Source organism: Sphingobacterium sp. SYP-B4668 (assembly GCF_027627455.1).
In the GTDB taxonomy this organism is placed as follows: domain Bacteria; phylum Bacteroidota; class Bacteroidia; order Sphingobacteriales; family Sphingobacteriaceae; genus Sphingobacterium.
In genome coordinates this window covers 2,621,986-2,640,259 of the sequence record NZ_CP115483.1, presented here as the reverse complement: position 1 = coordinate 2,640,259, position 18,274 = coordinate 2,621,986, and the positions used below count along the sequence as shown (strand labels likewise).

Below are 18,274 nucleotides of genomic sequence, written 5' to 3'. Positions count from 1 at the left end.
TTTAATTGACCTTGAAGGTGTTACCTTAAGCTGCTAGGCGGACATGGATAACATCAATGCACCTTCGCTTGGATTACACCATGAAAAAATTGATTAACTGATTTGCCGAAGTGTGCTATTTGTGAATTGCAGGTGTTATAATCGGGTATTTGTCGCACACTTTACGACCAAGAAAAGTCATCCAATGACTTGACCTACCGAGCTACTCGGGGTGTTTGATGATGTTTTTTGTTCTTTGTCGTAAGTTCATACTCGCTATTGGTTTTAACGAGTCTTTGAGCAGGATTTAAACCGACAATGGCGCGGCATCCAACCCACTGTCAACGAGGCCCTGAGAAGCCCATGGAACGAGTAAGCGGACGCCGCGCCATTGCTAGCGGGCGTTTTGATCCACTTATCGCCTTGTTCCATTTGAAATTTCTCAGGTTTCGTTAACAAGACTCATAAGCACATCCACCTATAAGATGGTGCAAATCTATAGTTTTAATTTAAAAAGACAAATATTTACGTCCTAAAACGATATCTGATGTATTGAAAAACGTGATTTAATTGGTAAATAATTGTATCTTTACTTCAAAGGTAAAAAACCAATTACGTACAAAAAAGTGGTAAAGAACCGGTAAATTACCGAGCACATTTAAATCTGTCAGAAAATGAGTATTGCATTCCAAGAAGAGAAAATACATGAAGGAAAAAACTTAAAAAGGATTCGGGAAATCATGGGCTTAAAACAGGAAATTGTAGGGCAAAGGTGCGAAAGCAAGTTTGACCAAAGACGCATCTCTGAATTCGAGAACATGTGGACTATACCAGAACCTGCTTTACAAGAATTCGCTGATGCATTAGGTGTAACTATTGAATTTATTCGTTCCTTCAATGAAGAGAAAGCTATTTACTATATTCAACATAACCAGGATACATCAAAGCAAAATAGTTTAAATCATTTTCCAACGATTACCTATGAGGCGGATAATAAGATAGAAGCTTTATTGGAAAAACTCATAGAAGATGGTAAGATAAAAACACAAGCCATCATCGACATAACCAAAGTCGTCGCAGACTTAGCCGCAGAAGTTAAAAAGTTGAAGGGATAAACTAAACTATGGCAGGTTTAAAAAACACACTTTCTCTTCACGAGGCTATCGCTGTTGGCTTTATTAATCTTAACAAAGAGAGCTTTAGGGCTACTTTTGATAAAATTAGTATATATAATAAAACATAATCTTTTCTCTAATAGAAAATGTGATTTAACTCTATCTGATCAAGTAAAATTAAGAAATACGAAATCAAAAGATTTATCTTATTTATTTAAAGAAATAGGTGAGCAAAGGTTTAAGCTTAGTCTTTTCCCTCAATAACCTACACATAAAGATAAAATTAAGTAGACTATTTGTTTTTTGTTACAATAACTTATAAGTCTAAAATTTACTTCATAAAAATTCGTTTTGGCTAGCCTCGATGTATAATCGAAACTTTCAGCTTCGATTATACTGCCTTCGGTAATATTGCAAACGTTGTGCACAATTATAAGATGACGGAAACCCGGAAATATTTTGAAAAACTAATTGCAAACTTTGATTCTCTTTGTAAAATTCAGAAGCGTGAAATTGTAAAGTTCGTTCACTTGAAGAATGAGTTATTTTCTCTTTTAACTGAGATTAACAACTATAAATTATTGGAGATCAAAATGGCAGAAAGATGTCTTGACATAGCTTCAAGTGAAGATTGTGGGGACTTATTTGAAGAACAAAAAATACTTGTTGTCAACCTTGCTGATCAGCTTTGCACACTACTAGTTGACAAGCTTTGGTATAGTGGCGAATTACTTTACCATCTCAATCGACTTAAGCTCTCTTCCTACCATCTTCCCATTCATACACAAGAGGAAATAAACCAATTAGAAGGCGAAGATAATGGTGGCTTAAAGCTTCGTATTAGGCTGCACAGTTTTGAAGATGTTTCCGAAGTTATTGTACGATTAATAAAAAATAATAAAGAACTCATAAAATCCACCCAGAGTAAGTACAAAAAAATAGAGCCAAAAATACATTCAAATCTTCTAGAGCAGCTAAAAACACAAATATCAATATACCGCAGTTACATAAACGAGCATTACCCTTTGAAAGCAATCCATTTTAATTGGAGTCGTAAATCAATAAAAGCCTATCTCTGCGATGAGAGAGAAGAAATAGTCGTGTGTCGTTTATATTCTTATGAAGATAAAACTGACGTAACAATTCATTTAAACGACCATATTTTAGACTTCGTTCCAAGGCCTCCTTACAATATTGAAAAAATTGACAAGCAGCTTTACTCTTGGTCTTGGTTCGGTATAAAAATAAGCGATTGGAAAATTCCTCAGACTATCTTTTCTAAGTCTTCCATTCATCAAGAATTATTAAATATATACTTGACTAACGCAGAAGAAAAAGAATTGGCTGAGTTCGTTAAGTTTTTCATCAGAAATCAAGATTTAGCAGTTGAATCGAATTTTACCGATTGCACCTTTTTGAAAATTGAAGGAATCTCAACCAAAGAATATCTAAAGGTTTTTCACAAAAAAGAATTTAGCGAAGGTGACCTGGAATCAACTTTAGAAGGGCTTGACAATTGTTTGCCAGGATATAACAAACAAGTAATGTTTAGCTCTAAACCTGATAATCTTGTCCTAGAATATTTCGAAAAAAGCCAAGTAAAGGTTCGATATTTGAATGAATTGACTTACAAGTATTTCGAAAACAATCATAGTGAATTAATTCATTTATTTATTAAATCTAGAATTCATCTTATTGAATTTAACCAGCCAAATGAAATACATGAAGGTAAGTTACTTATCGAAGAATTAAGAAACTGCCCTAGAGGAAAGGCAGGATGGCCCAACTATGAGAAAATTGGAGCAGAAATATTCAAATTTCTTTTTGCGGACTCCTTTACGCAATACATAGCAGAAACTCAAGCATCAAACTCAGCTGACACATTGAGGAGAGATTTAGTAGTATATAATAACTACATATCTAATTCATCGTTCTGGAGTCGTATCAATATGGATTTCAACTCTAAAATTTTAATAGTTGAATTTAAAAACTATAAAAACGAAATTGATTTTGACACTATGTATTCAACATCTAAATATCTAAATGGAACGACGGGAAATTTCATCCTAATACTCTCAAGATTAGGCGGCAAACATTCTCTTCAAGATCAACAAAAAGACCTACTAAAGGAAGGAAAACTAATTATTTTACTTGAGGACAAAGAGCTGATTGAAATGATTGAAGAAAAAATATCAGGAAGAAATCCACTTTACCGATTGGAACTAAAGTACTTTTCGCTTCTGAAAAAATAACTGTCCACAATAACTAAACTCTAGCTTCGCTCAGTACCTTCGGTTGTGTCGTCTTGCAGTGTCTCTGTAAAGTTTTTTCAGGACGAGACACCTCCAAAATTCAGTCCTTGTTCAAGGATGCCATTTAACTCTTTAAAGTATATATAAAGTATTTGCACGGGCGATTTATTTAATTTGCTAAATATAGTTATATGCACTCAATACATTATAAATCCACAGTACTATTCATTATTTTCTTGTAGGAATCTTCCGGTATATTTAGTCAATCATTCATATATACAGTTTTATTTAGATTTCCAAAATCTTCACTCGAATATCTGCTATAGTAGTATTTATTCTACAATTAATAATTGTAAAAAATGAATATTTACATTAGTGAACGGAGATCAATTAGAATGGTTATCCACTATGAACCAATGACAAGCATAGGCAGGTAGCCGCTATTGGTAATGGAATCATCTGCAGCCGCTAATATGTAGCTCAACTTTGGACTAAAAGTAGCCTGTGATATACCAGGTTGTACAATGGTAAAGAGAAACTGTAATCTTTTACCATTAGACATTAGAGCCTGGAATATGGCATGATTCCCGGCTAAAAATTTGTGTAGATTTCCATTGGTTCTCTGCAAAATCTTATGATTAAAGGATTGACGGTTAACAGTCCATACTTGTGATTTCACGGCTTGCATACAGACTTCATAAACGTCATTCACACGATCACCCGCAGCATTACCACCTGAACCCTTAATGTGATAAAGATTAATTTCTACACGATCCGGTAAGTCCATAAAAGAAACAAAATCTGCTACTTCCCCTTGACCATGATCATAAATAAGTAGTGTGTAATTATCTGCCATCAATTTAGCCTGTAAAGTTTCATGAATAGAATTCAGGTTACCATTACCAGCCTTTTGGGCAGTAGTACTGTAGAATTCTCGCTTTACATCGGTATTTGCCCAACTGAATGCCTGAATTTTACTGTTATCAAAATGAAAATTCGCATCACTTGGTGGCGCATAATATTCATGATTGCCAATTGTTGCAAAATCATCCAAATAGATTTGAAGCGGGCATTCATCAAGGTAATCCAGTAATGGAATCTGATGCCCCGCCTCTTCTACAATAAATTCAAAATCAGGCTCCTCCACATACAGGAAATAATTATCAAAGTCGTAACTTAACTTCAGTTGAATGCCCTGGAAAATCAGTTCAAAGAGCAGAATATTCAAAGTGCTATTAGCCTTATCAAGTTCAATATCAAAATCCAGCAACTGATACGTCTCGACTATTTCGTCATCTTCCAATTTGTATAATAAAGGAGGTTCACTAAACGTCGTATTGTTCCAAGTGGCACCATGGGCCGGCAAAGGGAAGCTGTCTACTACTTTACCGATTGGCAAGTCGTCAAAGGCAGTATTTGTTTTCACCTCCCTCGTACTGACAATTTTAGCAGCTAGAACCTGACACCATTTGACATAATTGGGAATTTTCTCATAAGCATTGCTCCAAACCTTAGAAGCACTGCTGTAACCAACTGTCATTTTATTACCCGCGGTATTACCCTTCATAAATACGTGTCCATTCGCATAATTCTTGCTATGGCTTTTCTTGATTGTTGTCTCTGCATTTGGCCCCGCTGTGATTCGATACGATTCTCCACTATGTGCAGAACGGTTTAACATACCAATATTGAAAAACTCGGGGTTTACAATATCTAACAATACTTTGTTTATTTGGTATTTAGAAACCCTTGTATAGTCTCCCACTGCAAAGACTTCCACCATATTGTCATAGAATTGCGGTGTTTTGATAGAAGAATGCAAGAAAAGCAATTTGGTCGGTTCATCATAATAGACCAAAAAGAAATAATGCTTTACATTCAAAAGCTCATCGGACAAAATCCATTTGGGCTTCTCCGTTTCTTTGGTAATAAATATAACAGTATTGAGCTCTGTACTAATGGCATGGTGAATGGTTTGCTGACCGGACAGCATCAATTCCCCATTTAGATCTATTCCTTCTGCTTTATAAATCTTAACATGGCAATAGGGATTCAAATTATAAAAGGAAATCTCTTCCGCATTGGCCTGAGTAGTTTCATAATGAAAGGAATCAATTGCCTGCTTTACTTCATCTTCAGCATCCATGACTTCCTGACTTAGATTTTTGATGATATCATTCCAAACTGCACCTTCTGCGTAAAGCTTTCTTTTGCCAATCTCAATATCATTTGGCACTGCCAAAAATTTAGCTTCACCGATATTTTCAGCATTAGTTCTAGCAAACCGTCCTATAAATTGTAAGGTATTGGCCAATGATTTTTTTGGACTGTGTATGGCTGCAATTTTTAGGTTTGGAAAGTCAAATCCCTCTCCAAGCATATCCACGCAAATGATGCCGTCCAGTTCACCGCCTCTGAGTTTGGCAATAGTTTTGTTAATAAAAGTATAAGTCTTTGTGCTATCAATTTTTTGAAGCCGTAAGGTTGTCTGGCTTTCATACAATTCGCTCAGTACTTGGGCATGCTCCTTTGTTTCTGTTCTGACCATGATGTAATGACGAAGACCAACAGCTGTATCTTCATTAAAGACCTTTTCGGTGGCTTTAGCAATTGCTAAATCAGGATTTTGACCGTCAGTAATCACAGGATAATAACCAATTTCTCCGAATATTTTGTCCTCATAGGCTTTAGCTAGAGGGTAATTAAAAGCCATGCGCCCTTCTATTTCTTTTTTATCCCTACGAAAAGGTGTCGCTGTAAAAAAAATCTTTTTTGCTCTGGGAAATGCACGAACAATATTTGACCAAGTAAATGCAGGTACATGGTGCGCCTCATCTACCAGTACCAAATCAAATAGTTCAGAGTCTGGTAACACGGCAATGCCCTCGTTGATGCTGTTAGGGATACCAACAACGACTTCGAAATCTGCAAATGTAGCCCATTCTTCAGCAGATTTAATTGGCGACTTTATCTCTTTCACTCTAGGTGTGTCTAGATCAGTATGAAACACCTTCGACTCCTTAAGAGTTTTTAGGGTTGAAAATTCATTTTTAATTTGCCCCCTAACCATTACACTGGAACTGATGACCAGCACACGTTTTGCCCTTAGCAGGTAGGCCGAAAGATTTAACACCGCTGTTTTTCCAGAACCAGTCGGCATAATTACCAAGGCTGGATCTTCTTCATGTAAGGCAAAGTGCGCGCCTATGGCATGAATGGCACCAATTTGAGCATTACGTAAGCCTGGGCTATTGGCTTCGCTTATAGGGTAATTTATCCTGGGATAGTTCGAAGAGAAATAAGTCATATCACTGATTTGAGGGGCATGAGCATCCAAAAACAACTCATACTATCGTTAATTGAACTAGTTAGTTATTGTCAACATAAAATCAGCTATAACCAAAACTGATTCTGATCCTGCTGTTTTTCATTCGCTAATCGAATATAATGAACTTCAAATTAAGACAACAACTTTCAACAAAAATTTTAAAAAATGAAACCTCTGATAACCAGAAGATGGTATTAAGTTAATTAGAATAAACTAAAAAGCCACACCGATATTTCTTTGTTCCGGGTTTCGTGTGAAGATGATCTCTCTTTTTTTTGTCTATTCGAAAATAGAAAATTCGGCTGACTTGATCTACAATATTATCCTCCCGGACTATATAGAATTAACCTCCTGAAATAGGTTTACAGCCTCTGACAAGGTGCATTCACGCTTCTTCCGACTATAGAAAAACTGACAAAATCGCTCATATCTATAGCGTATAGCATAAGACAAATCCGTATTACAACTGAAAATAGCCACAATTTCTAATAATTTATTTGAGATAATATCGAATAGTACTTCATTATTTTCAGATAAAGCATCGAGCCAAGTATAGATTTTGTCTTCAATGGAATCTGGCCATTTGAGTTCTAGGTAAATCTCTTCGTCATAAACTCGAGTTAAAACATCTAGCAAAAGTGAAATCACTTCGGACGATGGCATCGTTTTAATTCCCGACGACAGCTTTTCATATCCATCACCGATAAATGATTCTCTCTCCTCCAATAGACAATCACACCAAAACTGAAGGGCTTCTATATTGCCCATAAGAATCAATTCCACAGCACACAACTTTTTCAAGTCAAAAGACGTTTTAGCTGAGCTAAAGGACTCGCAAAGAAGTTCTTTAACTCGATCAGGATTAGTCGACTTCAGTTCCATCAAAAGATACCATTCCCAAGACACCTGAACCTCGAGACTTTTTTTATCATTAGGGATTCTCAAAAAACCAACAAAATCTGTAAATTCTCCCCCAAGTCGAACATAGGTTTTCGTAAGTTCTCTCTTATCTATCCCATCAAATCTCTTATCTTCTGTAATGGCTGTATATAAATCAGGTAAAATTTCTATAATTTTTAGTTCACCACATAGTTTAAAATGATTTAACTGAACATACTTCGACAGCATTCCTTCTCTTATATTATTCAGAATCGCATCTATCAGTTGTTCTCGGCATTTTACACCTTTCAATATTTTTTCTGATAGATTAGCGGTAGTATCAAAATAACCTGAAGCATCCGCCTCTAGAAGCTTCAACCACAGATTATCCTCCAATTCTAAGTCTATTAAATCAATTAATGAGATAATTACAGATTGTTTTTGTTTCACTGATACTCGCCTATCTTTTGAGTCCTGATAAGTATATTTAAAATTTACCGTTTTTACCTTTTCTGTACACCAATCTTTTATAAATAACATTATCTTTTCATCAATTGGCGCTTTTTGCTCCTCGTTACTAAGCAAGGCTTTTATAGAAAATATTCTAAACCATTCCCATTCTTCATCGGCGTATTCTGCACAAAGATCTTCGGAAGAGATAGCTTCAGACCTTCTTAACAACTTTTTATTTATCGCTTTGTATGCCAGAGAAGAACTATACCATTCGAGATCAGCTGTATACAAATCTGTATTTGCGATTTTATCTTTACCAATTAAAGTATACATTTTTCTAATCTCGGAAAATAACTCTTCCTTTCCGGAAAGTAAAATTTTGGTGTTTTTAATCGCTATATGTTGTTGTAGTATTGCATAGTCTTTTAAATAGTCCTCTATCTTAACCTGCCCACCAAGGTTATTAATGATAGTCTCAAAATATAAGACCTGATCTGGCGAATAAATTCGACTCCAACCGAGATAATTATTTAGTTCAGTATCGCTAATCTTATTTGATAAAAACTCCTCAAGTAAAAAATCACAAGAACTATTATCAAGAAAATAAGAACTAAGCCGTGCCTCTCTATCCCACTTATATAAAGTTTTGAAAACTTTCCCCGTAGAACTAACTTGGGCAAAAAAAGTGACAAAAGGCTCCATCCAATCCTTCTTTGTCCATACATATTTCACCTTATGGAGCAACTTGTAAACAGTTGAAATAATTTGGTGGTTATTCCCGCCCACTATAGATGCGTTCTTAAGTATTTTTTTGAAATCACTCAACTCAAATTGGAAGCCTAATTTATAATGAAAACGTATCCGCTTTGGATTAGCTATTAAGAATTTTAATACCTTCAATATCGAATCTTCTGTATCGAATCTGCAAATCAATTGACAAAGTAAAGAATCTATTCCTCCATAGCTAGTATGCGCTTGTCCTTTATCATATATAGGAATCGTCGAAAGTATAAAGTCCGCATATTCATTATAATAAGAAGTACGGACGAGAAATCGGATACATGCCTGTCGTGACTCAAAACCTTCCTTATCATTCAAATTGGTAAGCACGTTCTCAAAATCCTCTTTACTAAGAAACTTAAGGTCAATGAATGTTGCAATAATTTCACCATGAATAAAATCAGAGTACTTGTTGTCACGGAGAAATGGTATGAGAATAGTCTTGACTTTCTGCTGGACCACATATGGTTTATGCATTCTACCGATAAGGTCAAGCGCATCATATGCCAGCCCCGTATCGAGGTAACCAGAAACCTCTTCTAAAAGAAAATCAACTAATGATGCATCTATTTCTATAAAGTCTGCTAACTGCTCAAGTTTTATGTGACCTGATATTCGTAAAGTCATTTTTTTTGTATGCTTGTACAAGTGCCATATTTTTTTAAAAATATAATGCCTTTTGTCTCTACTTAGCCGTTCTCTTTCAAAACGTAATATAAACTCTGGTTCATTCTCGATAAGCCAATTCAAAAGCTCTTCAAATAAAGCTGCCTTAGGGTCAATAATTTCGAACAGGAATGAAACCGTATTCAATAATCTCGGAGAGAGTTTGGTTCTATTATTATCAATTGCAACAATTTCAATTATCTTTTCGAGAGATAATTTTGATAAAACTTCAGCGGTCAAGTACTCTTGGATATTACGATGTTCAAATGTCCACCAAGCTACCTGGCCTTTAATCTGCTTATTGATTGCACAAAACTTGTTAAAATCTTCTCGTTCTCTTTTGCTTTTGACTATAGATTTAACATTATTGTCAGAAATAGTTGTCAACCCCATCATTGACATGCAAAAGGCTAATTTTTTGGCAATTGGGAATAATACATCGGCTATCTCATTATCACGAAAACGTATCCCATCTTTCGACAAGCGCTCAAAGAGAATCTCTTTTAGCAATTCTCCCCTGGACGTTGGAAAATTGCTTTTAGCGTCAATGCCAATCTGATTTTGTATATACAATAACTTCGATAAATAGAACGGATTTTCGAGATAATCACTAAATCCGACTCGATCTATCTCCTTCAAGAAATCATCTTTCTTAGAGCTAAGTTTCTTATTTAAAAAACCATCAATCTCTACCTCTGATAACTTATTCAAAAAGTAAAAATCGAAACTACGAATCTGTGAATGCTCATCCGGAGCAATAAAATTAAAACGCGATGATATCACGACATTGACTGATTCATGTTGCGTTATAAAATCATTTATTGCGTTAATAAAATGCTGAAAATGGCTTTCCATAATTTCGTCTAACCCATCGAATACGATGAGTAAAGTACTTTTTTCAATATTTACCCATTCACTACCTACCGCTTCTGAGAGCCAAGAGTATATAGTTTGCCCATTATAATCTCGCAAGTAAAAAAGAATTGGGTAATAGCAACTATCTTCGTTACAATTGCTCGCCGCTAACTGCTGAAGCTCTGTGGATTTTCCGTATCCTGCGGTACTAAGTAAAGCTATCCGTTTCCCTTTCCCTCTTGTACCATTTGATAAGACTTCTGATAATGTACCTGTAGTATTATCCTCATTTAAAAAAGAAGACACAGTACGATCGATTAAGTTATCATTGAATAAATAGTTACGCTTTTCAGGAAGAGTGGGATTAGACCTATATAATTTGGATAGATTCAAATCCATTACTGTCACCTTAGAATGGATCTCAGAAATAGTATTCTTTAAATCCATCTGAAAAACTTCATCATACAGATTGAATTCTTTCAAATCATCGATTAAATCCGCACCATCTTCTAACTCAATGAAGCCTTTTCCATATTTTTTCTCCTGACGATTTTTCCATCCCGTCCACCATTTGTGTTCATCTATGGATAATTTAATAGGAAGACATAATATCCATCTACGACAGGTAAAATGGGGGGATTCTATTACCGTTTTAAATGATTTTCTTATTTGATCTTTCTGAGATTCTCCGATTCCGTTTATAAAGAACTTACATTGAACTATTCTTATAGCCTCCGCTCCTAAATTTCCTATAAAAACATCGATACCACCATCACCAACTACTACCCTAACTCCTTTGACGTTTTCACTTGGATATTTTTTTTTATAAAGAGACTCACAAACGTCTTCAAATTTTGTGCGAGCTCCTTCTTCTGTGTATTTCTTCAATAGCCATAGCCATTCATCTTTCATGATATTCTCGATTAATCACAAAGTGAAATTATCACTTTCTTATCCTACTCCTAAAATAGCGCTCGGTCTCCTTGTCCATAAAATGCACATAGCAGGCCTTCATACCGCGTCCTAATAGAACACGATACGTATTCTTTACTAATTGTAAGTAATCAGCTCCTTTTACCTGACTGTCGTGCGAATTCTCCGGAAAGCCCTCCCACTCAGCCTTGTCTGGATTGTAACGTAAGTCATTCCCGAAAATAACGCCCACGTAGTCGAACTCAAAGCCTTGTGCGGTATAGATACATCCAACCTGATCTATCCCAGCATCTTCGTAAGCCCAATACTGTGACTTAGGAATACCACGTCGCATTCCCTTAGTCTTTTCATCGGCATTCCACGGCCGTATGTAATCGCCTACGACTACATCCTTGTGAAGCTCACCGTTAGCGTCGGCCTGCTTGGTCCACGGCCAGCAGAATCCGGCCATCATACGTGCTGAATACCCCTCGTCTACTTTATCGCGGATAGCTTGCTCCACAACATGTGGACTGTCCATAATCTGAAACTCGAAATTGTCTTCTTGTTTCCATTCTGTGGTGGCTGTCTCTCGGATATGTAGGGTATGGTCTATCCATTGGCTATATTTCTCTGACCCGCCATTGCGGAACTGCGATTCGAGATTGTACTCTAAAACGGTACAACCCATCTTTTCGGCCTGTTGGCGAATAAAGATAGACTGACCTATCTCACCTCTTCGTACTGCCTGAAAATCGTCTATAAAGAATACTGAAACGCGTGCGGCACGAAGTAGATCCTCTACTTGCAGACGTCCTGTCGATTTGAAAGGATAACCGGTCCGCTCGCGTATCCTATGTGCTTCGTCCATAAGAAGTACATCGATACTATTGGGTTCGACATCGCCGTAGGACATAAAGTATTTAAGTAGACTGGCGGAATCTCTGCCCAAGATCTTGCGTAAGGTCTCGGTAAAGGATCGGGAGCCGGTAGCATAGTGTGCGTTAATATTGCTAGCAGTAAGGTCCGCAAGTAGCTGTAATCCTACGACAGACTTACCGGTACCTGCCCCACCTTTTACGATAATGGCATGTTTCTCTTTGGCCTTGGCTTTTTTGGCTATAGACATTACGGCATCGTAGACGATAAGTTGCTCGTCAAGAAGAATGTAGTCTCCTTTGCTCTTGACCTGACCGAAGAGCTGTAGCTCGCCTTTGAGCTTTTGTTTGATAACTCCGGAAACTTGCTTAAGAAGCTTTTTAGAAGGCCGGATTTTACTGTGTTCGACCTCTTCTAATATAGTCATCCCTTCGCCTGAGCCTACGCGATTATAGATAAAGGCAGAGATCTGGCTGCTGTCTTCTGAACCATATATCGGAAAGCGCTTTACAGCTTCTTGAAATCTACTATCTTGGAGTGTAGTGTCGCTGGATATATTATAATTATGCAGGTAGCTGCATGCGGAAACCTGGATAGGGTCTTTCTCCTGATAAAAAGCACTATTATTCTCCTTTAAATAATAGAGATAGTTACCCACTTGTACACTGGGATGCAATACGGAGCGATGCCCACCTCCTACCCAAGTGAGAACATAATCGGAATCGTAGTCGGTAAATTCACACTTTTCCCATTGTTTGAGTTCAATAATGACGGCTTGCTTGTTTTGTTGCTCGTCGCGTCCATAGATGACGACGTCGATTCGTTTAGCACTCAAAGGAAGCTTGTACTCAACCATGACTCCCTGTGACTCGAGGTTCTGTCGTTCCATAATATAGGAAAGTCTGAACAGGGAGTTGCGCCAGGACATGGATTCATTGTGTGATGGGCTATATCCAAATTGCTTTAAAAACTGTCCCCGGAGTATGTCGACAAGTTTATTGTCTGTATTGAGGCTGATAAAATCACCGGCCGAGCCTGCATATAATCTCATTATAATTCGTTGTATTTTTTGGCTGTCCCCTTGGCTTTGTCTACTGGATATTTCTCATTGTTGCGCTTTATCTTGTCCTCGATGATCTGCTTGATATCGAGTCCGTGCTTGTCGGCCAAAAGAATAGCGTACATGAGTACGTCTGCAAGCTCTTCTTTCAGCTTGTCGGGGTTGGCGTCTTCATTGCCTTTCCACAGAAACAGTTCGAGCAGTTCGCTGGCTTCGATACTAAGCGCTACGGCAAGGTCCTTGGAATTGTGGAATTGCTGCCAGTCTCGGGCATCTCGAAAGGCGCGGATCTGCTTTATGAGGTCTTGAATCTCTGTCATGGTCTGTGTTAAATAGCTTAATGGCTAAATTTACAAATTTTAATGTAGTGTCGAAGAATTATGGATCTGTCAAAATAAACATCCCTGCTTACCTTAAGTCTAAATTCCAGATTGCCTCAGGATAGCCAGTAATTTGCAACTATTGGCTAGAAAATAAGATACGGTGATTATCCCGGTCAGCAAGATGCTCCTTGAACTGCTGCTCCAAAGAATCTTGTTTAATAATAAACGGTTCGGCCTGTACTACTTCCATATAATAATCAGTTGTTCCCTAAGATAATTGAAAATTAATAGGTAATCAAAAATATTGTATAAAAATACAAGACTAAAGATTTGAATACCTAATTTGAGTTTTAGTTGCGTGCGGGATAAACAAGGAGGGCATACGAAATATCCAACTCAATTGTCGCCATGGTGTAGCGACAATCTCTTTACCATAGCTATGCGTTGCTTGTTGTACTGTTCGAATTTTTCGTTAATAACAAAGCCAATCCGCCAGTATAGCATGCTCAGGGTGGCTTGCGGAGATAATGACTTCTGGATTGAAATATTTAACGTATAGCCAACGGGTGAGAAATACGCTGACGGATTACGGTTTTGAAGTCCTCATTTTTTTGGAACGTACTATTTGAAATTATTACACCTTTTGCTTTCTGGGCACTGGTGCAGATGCGCAATACTCCGTATAATTGATTAATTTTACCTCACAGAAATTGAATCCGTTATAATACCTTTTGTAAAAAAAATTTAAACCAACTTTATAGGGATAACCGATGACATATAATAACATTATTTATTTGGTGACGGGTCTTATGGCTTCTGGTAAGTCTATGGAACTGCAACTAAAAATGAGAGACTTTTTTTACGCTGCTAATTTTTCTTTTTCTAACAGCATTTCTTCCATTTGCTTGGGTGTTTTGTAACCTAAAGCAGAATGTGTTCTTCTAGTATTATAGAAGCCTTCAATATATCCGAATATCTCTAATTTAGCGGACTGTTGATCTATAAACTTTCTGTGATAAACCATCTCAGCTTTTAATGACTTGAAGAAGCTCTCAGCCACCGCATTGTCCCAACAGTTCGCCTTCCTGCTCATACTCTGGGTTATGTTATTCTTTCTCAGTACTGCCCTGAACTCCTCACAGGCGTACTGAACACCCCTGTCGGAGTGAAAGATCAGGCCTTTCTTTACCCCCCTGTTCTTAACGGCCATTTTTATTGCGGTCACTGAGGTGTTCTCTGCCGTCATATCCGTACTCAAAGACCAGCCCACCACTTTTCTGTCCGCCAGATCAATAACTGTCCTCAGATATAACCAGCCTTTGTTGGTGTGGATATAAGTGATATCGCCTACCCACTTTTGGGACAGGGCATCCGCTGAAAAATCTCTTTGGAGGAGATTTTCAGCTATCCTATAGCTATGGCTTGAATCCGTGGTGATCTTATATTTCTTTTTCACTTTGCTGCGTATCCCATGTTTCTTCATCAATCTGGCCACATAAGACCTTGACACAGGTTCTCCTTCTTTATGTAGTTCTGCGGTTATACGTGGACTGCCATAGATGCAGCCGCTGTTCATGTGTACTTTCTGTATTTTCTCAACAAGCATTTTGCTCCGATGTTCTCCAGGGGACTCTGGTCTAACCAACCAACGGTAAAAGCAACAGCTACTGGCATTTAGTACACTGCACATCTTCTCTACGGAATATATATCACGGTTCGCTTCTATGAACCGGTATACGGACCGTCTCCCTTGGAGAAGATGGCTATGGCCTTTTTTAGTATATCGCGCTCTAGCTCGGCATCTTTGAGACGTTTGCGCAAAATCCGCAATTCCTGCTCTTCAGGACTTATCTTGGGATTGTCCGGCAACACTTTATTACCATTGTAACGCGGGTTCCTGCGCCATTTACTAAGCAGACTCGGATCTATATCAAGTTCCTTGGCAACTTCTGCCACCGAACATCTAACAACGCTCAGATCGACCGCCATTATCTTAAATGAATCATCAAAATTTCTATACATCTCTACAAAGTTAAAATTACTCCTTAAATCTGTCTCGCACTAAAGGTAGCAACTCCAATACGGTTGCTAACCTTCTCGCTTCAAAATTAGAGAGAGGCGTACATTTGCGAGGTGACATCTTCCGACGGATGATAGTATCGGGAAGAGAAGAAATGTCCGCTACACCTTCTCCCGAAGCTATCCGACAGTTGCGTTTACGCTATCAGTTGGCTGTTGATGCGGCTAAAACATATTACAACAACGGATTTTCAGTTGTTATACAAGACAATTATTACGGTCTTGAGCTATCACACGTTGTAGATCTTTTGCAGGGTTACCCTGTACGTGAAATTGTATTATGTCCAACGGTAAAAGTACTGAAAGAACGTGAGTTATCTCGAGGAAAAACAGGCTATGCTAATTTCTCCATAGAGTCGTTGTACCTTGAATTTATGGCGCGCACACCGCGTATTGGATTTTGGCTTGATACATCCGATCTTACGCCCGAGGAATCCGTAAACGAGATTTTAAATTACTATGCTGTCAATAATAACGATCCGTTTGACGCCGGTCTGTGATCCTTATACTGCTTTGATGATATGACAAAAATATTGACTATGAATTACAAATATTTTAGCTTAACAATTGGATTTGCTATTTGGCTCTTAGCAACAATACTGTTCAGAATCGGGGGGCAGTATTTTTTTTTCACCGAGAATACATTGATATTAACATTACTCTATTTGGTCTTGATCCCGTTCTTGGGTTCTGTTGCAACTTGGACTTTCAATAAATATAAACTGGGTAAATCTGAGGCAATCCAATCAGCCTCCATTATGATTTTACCCGGAATGCTTTTAGATACAGTATGTATACAATTTTTTTCCTCTATCTTCCCTAATCTTCCGGAAAAAGACGGAGCAACTTTTGGTTCGTGGCTAATGTTTGCTTATTCTGTTGTCCTGATTTTCGGACTTTTTAGGAAAGATTCGAAATAAAATGCCATCTTATCAGCTAGAATAACATAACCCTCCTATATTGCTACACCAGTTGGCGCCACAATACTTGTGGTGCCCTAGCAAATGCTTCTTCTCTCAATTGGCATCCCAAAACTCGAGCGCTTTTTGTGTAAGCATAATTTAAAGTATTGAAGACTATATTATGCTTCAGAAATATTATCTGAAAATAATTCATGTAATTTCTGTTGCAATAATTTTTTATCAGGTAATTGCATTTGATATTCGGCAACCATTGTCGGAGAAAGACTTCTGCTCAACGCATATTCTACAACTTCACTGTCTTTATCTTTACACAACAAAATCCCAATACTTGGATTTTCGTTCGCTTTTTTCACATCGCGATCTAAGGCTTCTAAGTAAAAGTTTAATTGCCCTAAGTGTTCGGGTTTAAATTTATCGGCTTTCAATTCAAAGGCTACCAAACATTGTAACCCTCGATGATAAAACAACAAATCTACATAGAAATCGCTATTGCCAACCTGTATTTTGTATTCTTCGCCAATGAACAAGAAGTCTTTACCTAACTCTAAAATGAAATTTTTCATTTGAAGGATTAAGCCTTTTTGTAACTCGTTTTCGCTATGTGGTTCCGGAAGATTTAGAAAATCGAAAACATAGCTATCTTTAAAGATATTTTGAACTTCATTATGAATTTCTATAGGTAATGCTGAGCGTTTTGTATTACCAATCATTGTACGCTCAAAATAACCTGCAGATATTTGACGTTCTAATTCACGTTTGCTATATCGCTCATGAATACTCAACCGAAGATAAAACTCACGCTCTTCTTCTGTTTTACAACGCGAAAAAATAATCATATGATTTGTCCAACTTAGCTGAACTAAGATGGTATTCTTGATATCTTGAGGTTGAAAGTCTAATTGTGTCTCCACTGGTGACACAATCATATCGTATTGTTTATCAGAATTTTGCATTTGTCTCACCACTGGTGCGACAAATGGTAGATTTGCATAAGTTTCATAGAATTGAATCATCCGATACAACCCTCTTCGATTAAAACCTTTCAGCTCGGGATTGTTCTTTTGAATAAAATTTGCTAATTCGTCCACCGTTTTATCACCCCATTCAGCAACGGATAATTTTTGCTTGATGTACGCACCAACATTCCAATACAAATTAATCAGCTCGGTATTTACGGCTTTTATCGCTTGGTTACGAGATTGTTTGATTAACTGAATAATGTCTATAAAACGTTGTTCCATTGTATTCTGAGTATACTGTAAAATTACAAATTATTATCCCTCCTTGTGTGTTTGTTGGGATTAATTCATGTATTGACCGACTACTTTGTCTAATTCTCTCCTTAGCATAAACAATATCAACTCCCTCACTAATTCAACCTACTGATGTGAGAATCAATTATAAGCTACCAACTCTGCATTCCCACCTCCTCTACCCCTACTTAACAGGCAGCACCATCCGATAATCGGGCAGCTTCAGTAGCTCTTCTATCCGAGACCGTTGCAGATCGATGCCTACCAGTAGATCTATAGAGACGTGAAAATACCTCGATATACGTTGTAGGAGCTCTATCGGTGGCTCGGAAGCCCCCTCTTCGTACTTGGCATACCTCGACCGGGTGATGATGAGATCATCAGCGACCCGCTGCTGGGAAAGGCCCCGACGCCCCCGCAGAAAACGCATATTATCAGCTAGTAATGACATAACCCTTCTATATTGCTACAAATATTAGCAACAAATATACAATTCTTAGCTATAGTTTATACTAATTTTGTTAGCAATTTAAATATT

Annotated in this window: 12 protein-coding genes; 4 read left to right on the top strand and 8 right to left on the bottom strand. The window is 37.4% G+C overall.

Annotated features, from left to right (window positions below; all coding sequences use genetic code 11):
• The first annotated feature begins 653 nt into the window (after positions 1 to 653).
• Positions 654 to 1,094, top strand: coding sequence for a helix-turn-helix domain-containing protein (locus OQ289_RS11000; protein ID WP_270090797.1), 441 nt, complete (start codon positions 654 to 656; stop codon positions 1,092 to 1,094).
• Positions 1,095 to 1,531: 437 nt separating this feature from the next.
• Positions 1,532 to 3,346 carry a hypothetical protein gene (locus OQ289_RS10995; protein ID WP_270090796.1) on the top strand — a complete coding sequence of 605 codons (1,815 nt, stop codon included), beginning with the start codon at positions 1,532 to 1,534 and terminating at the stop codon, positions 3,344 to 3,346.
• A 406-nt stretch (positions 3,347 to 3,752) separates the two neighbouring features.
• Here the strand turns inward: OQ289_RS10995 and OQ289_RS10990 are convergent, their stop codons facing one another.
• The 6 genes from OQ289_RS10990 to OQ289_RS10965 form a co-directional block, all read right to left on the bottom strand.
• Positions 3,753 to 6,653 (bottom strand): DEAD/DEAH box helicase, encoded by a 2,901-nt coding sequence (locus tag OQ289_RS10990; protein ID WP_270090795.1) that lies wholly within the window; start codon positions 6,651 to 6,653, stop codon positions 3,753 to 3,755.
• Positions 6,654 to 7,007: 354 nt separating this feature from the next.
• A complete protein-coding gene (locus OQ289_RS10985; protein ID WP_270090794.1) occupies positions 7,008 to 11,219 on the bottom strand; it encodes an NACHT domain-containing protein in 4,212 nt (1,403 codons plus the stop codon).
• 31 nt (positions 11,220 to 11,250) lie between these two features.
• Positions 11,251 to 13,149 carry a DUF2075 domain-containing protein gene (locus OQ289_RS10980; RefSeq protein ID WP_270090793.1) on the bottom strand — a complete coding sequence of 633 codons (1,899 nt, stop codon included), beginning with the start codon at positions 13,147 to 13,149 and terminating at the stop codon, positions 11,251 to 11,253.
• Complete coding sequence (locus OQ289_RS10975; RefSeq protein ID WP_270090792.1) at positions 13,149 to 13,478, bottom strand: nucleotide pyrophosphohydrolase; 330 nt, start codon at positions 13,476 to 13,478, stop codon at positions 13,149 to 13,151. The genes OQ289_RS10980 and OQ289_RS10975 overlap by 1 nt, the downstream gene beginning before the upstream one ends.
• Positions 13,479 to 14,340: 862 nt before the next feature.
• A complete protein-coding gene (locus OQ289_RS10970; protein WP_270090872.1) occupies positions 14,341 to 15,312 on the bottom strand; it encodes an IS3 family transposase in 972 nt (323 codons plus the stop codon).
• Entirely contained in the window at positions 15,204 to 15,503 is a 300-nt protein-coding gene (locus OQ289_RS10965) for a transposase (RefSeq protein WP_270090791.1), read from the bottom strand. The genes OQ289_RS10970 and OQ289_RS10965 overlap by 109 nt, the downstream gene beginning before the upstream one ends.
• A gap of 128 nt (positions 15,504 to 15,631) precedes the next feature.
• On the opposite strand from OQ289_RS10965, the gene OQ289_RS10960 reads away from it, so the two are divergent.
• Both OQ289_RS10960 and OQ289_RS10955 read left to right on the top strand, forming a co-directional pair.
• The gene (locus OQ289_RS10960) at positions 15,632 to 16,060 is read left to right on the top strand and encodes a phosphotransferase (protein WP_270090790.1); all 429 of its coding nucleotides are present in this window, start codon (positions 15,632 to 15,634) and stop codon (positions 16,058 to 16,060) included.
• Positions 16,061 to 16,099: 39 nt separating this feature from the next.
• On the top strand, positions 16,100 to 16,480 hold the full coding sequence (locus tag OQ289_RS10955) for a DUF5367 family protein (protein ID WP_270090789.1): 381 nt from the start codon (positions 16,100 to 16,102) through the stop codon (positions 16,478 to 16,480).
• 161 nt (positions 16,481 to 16,641) lie between these two features.
• On the opposite strand, the gene OQ289_RS10950 is transcribed toward OQ289_RS10955, so the two are convergent.
• The gene (locus OQ289_RS10950; protein ID WP_270090788.1) at positions 16,642 to 17,724 is read right to left on the bottom strand and encodes a PDDEXK nuclease domain-containing protein; all 1,083 of its coding nucleotides are present in this window, start codon (positions 17,722 to 17,724) and stop codon (positions 16,642 to 16,644) included.
• A 196-nt stretch (positions 17,725 to 17,920) separates the two neighbouring features.
• Positions 17,921 to 18,187 (bottom strand): helix-turn-helix domain-containing protein, encoded by a 267-nt coding sequence (locus OQ289_RS10945; protein WP_021072086.1) that lies wholly within the window; start codon positions 18,185 to 18,187, stop codon positions 17,921 to 17,923.
• Between the last annotated feature and the right edge of the window lie 87 nt (positions 18,188 to 18,274).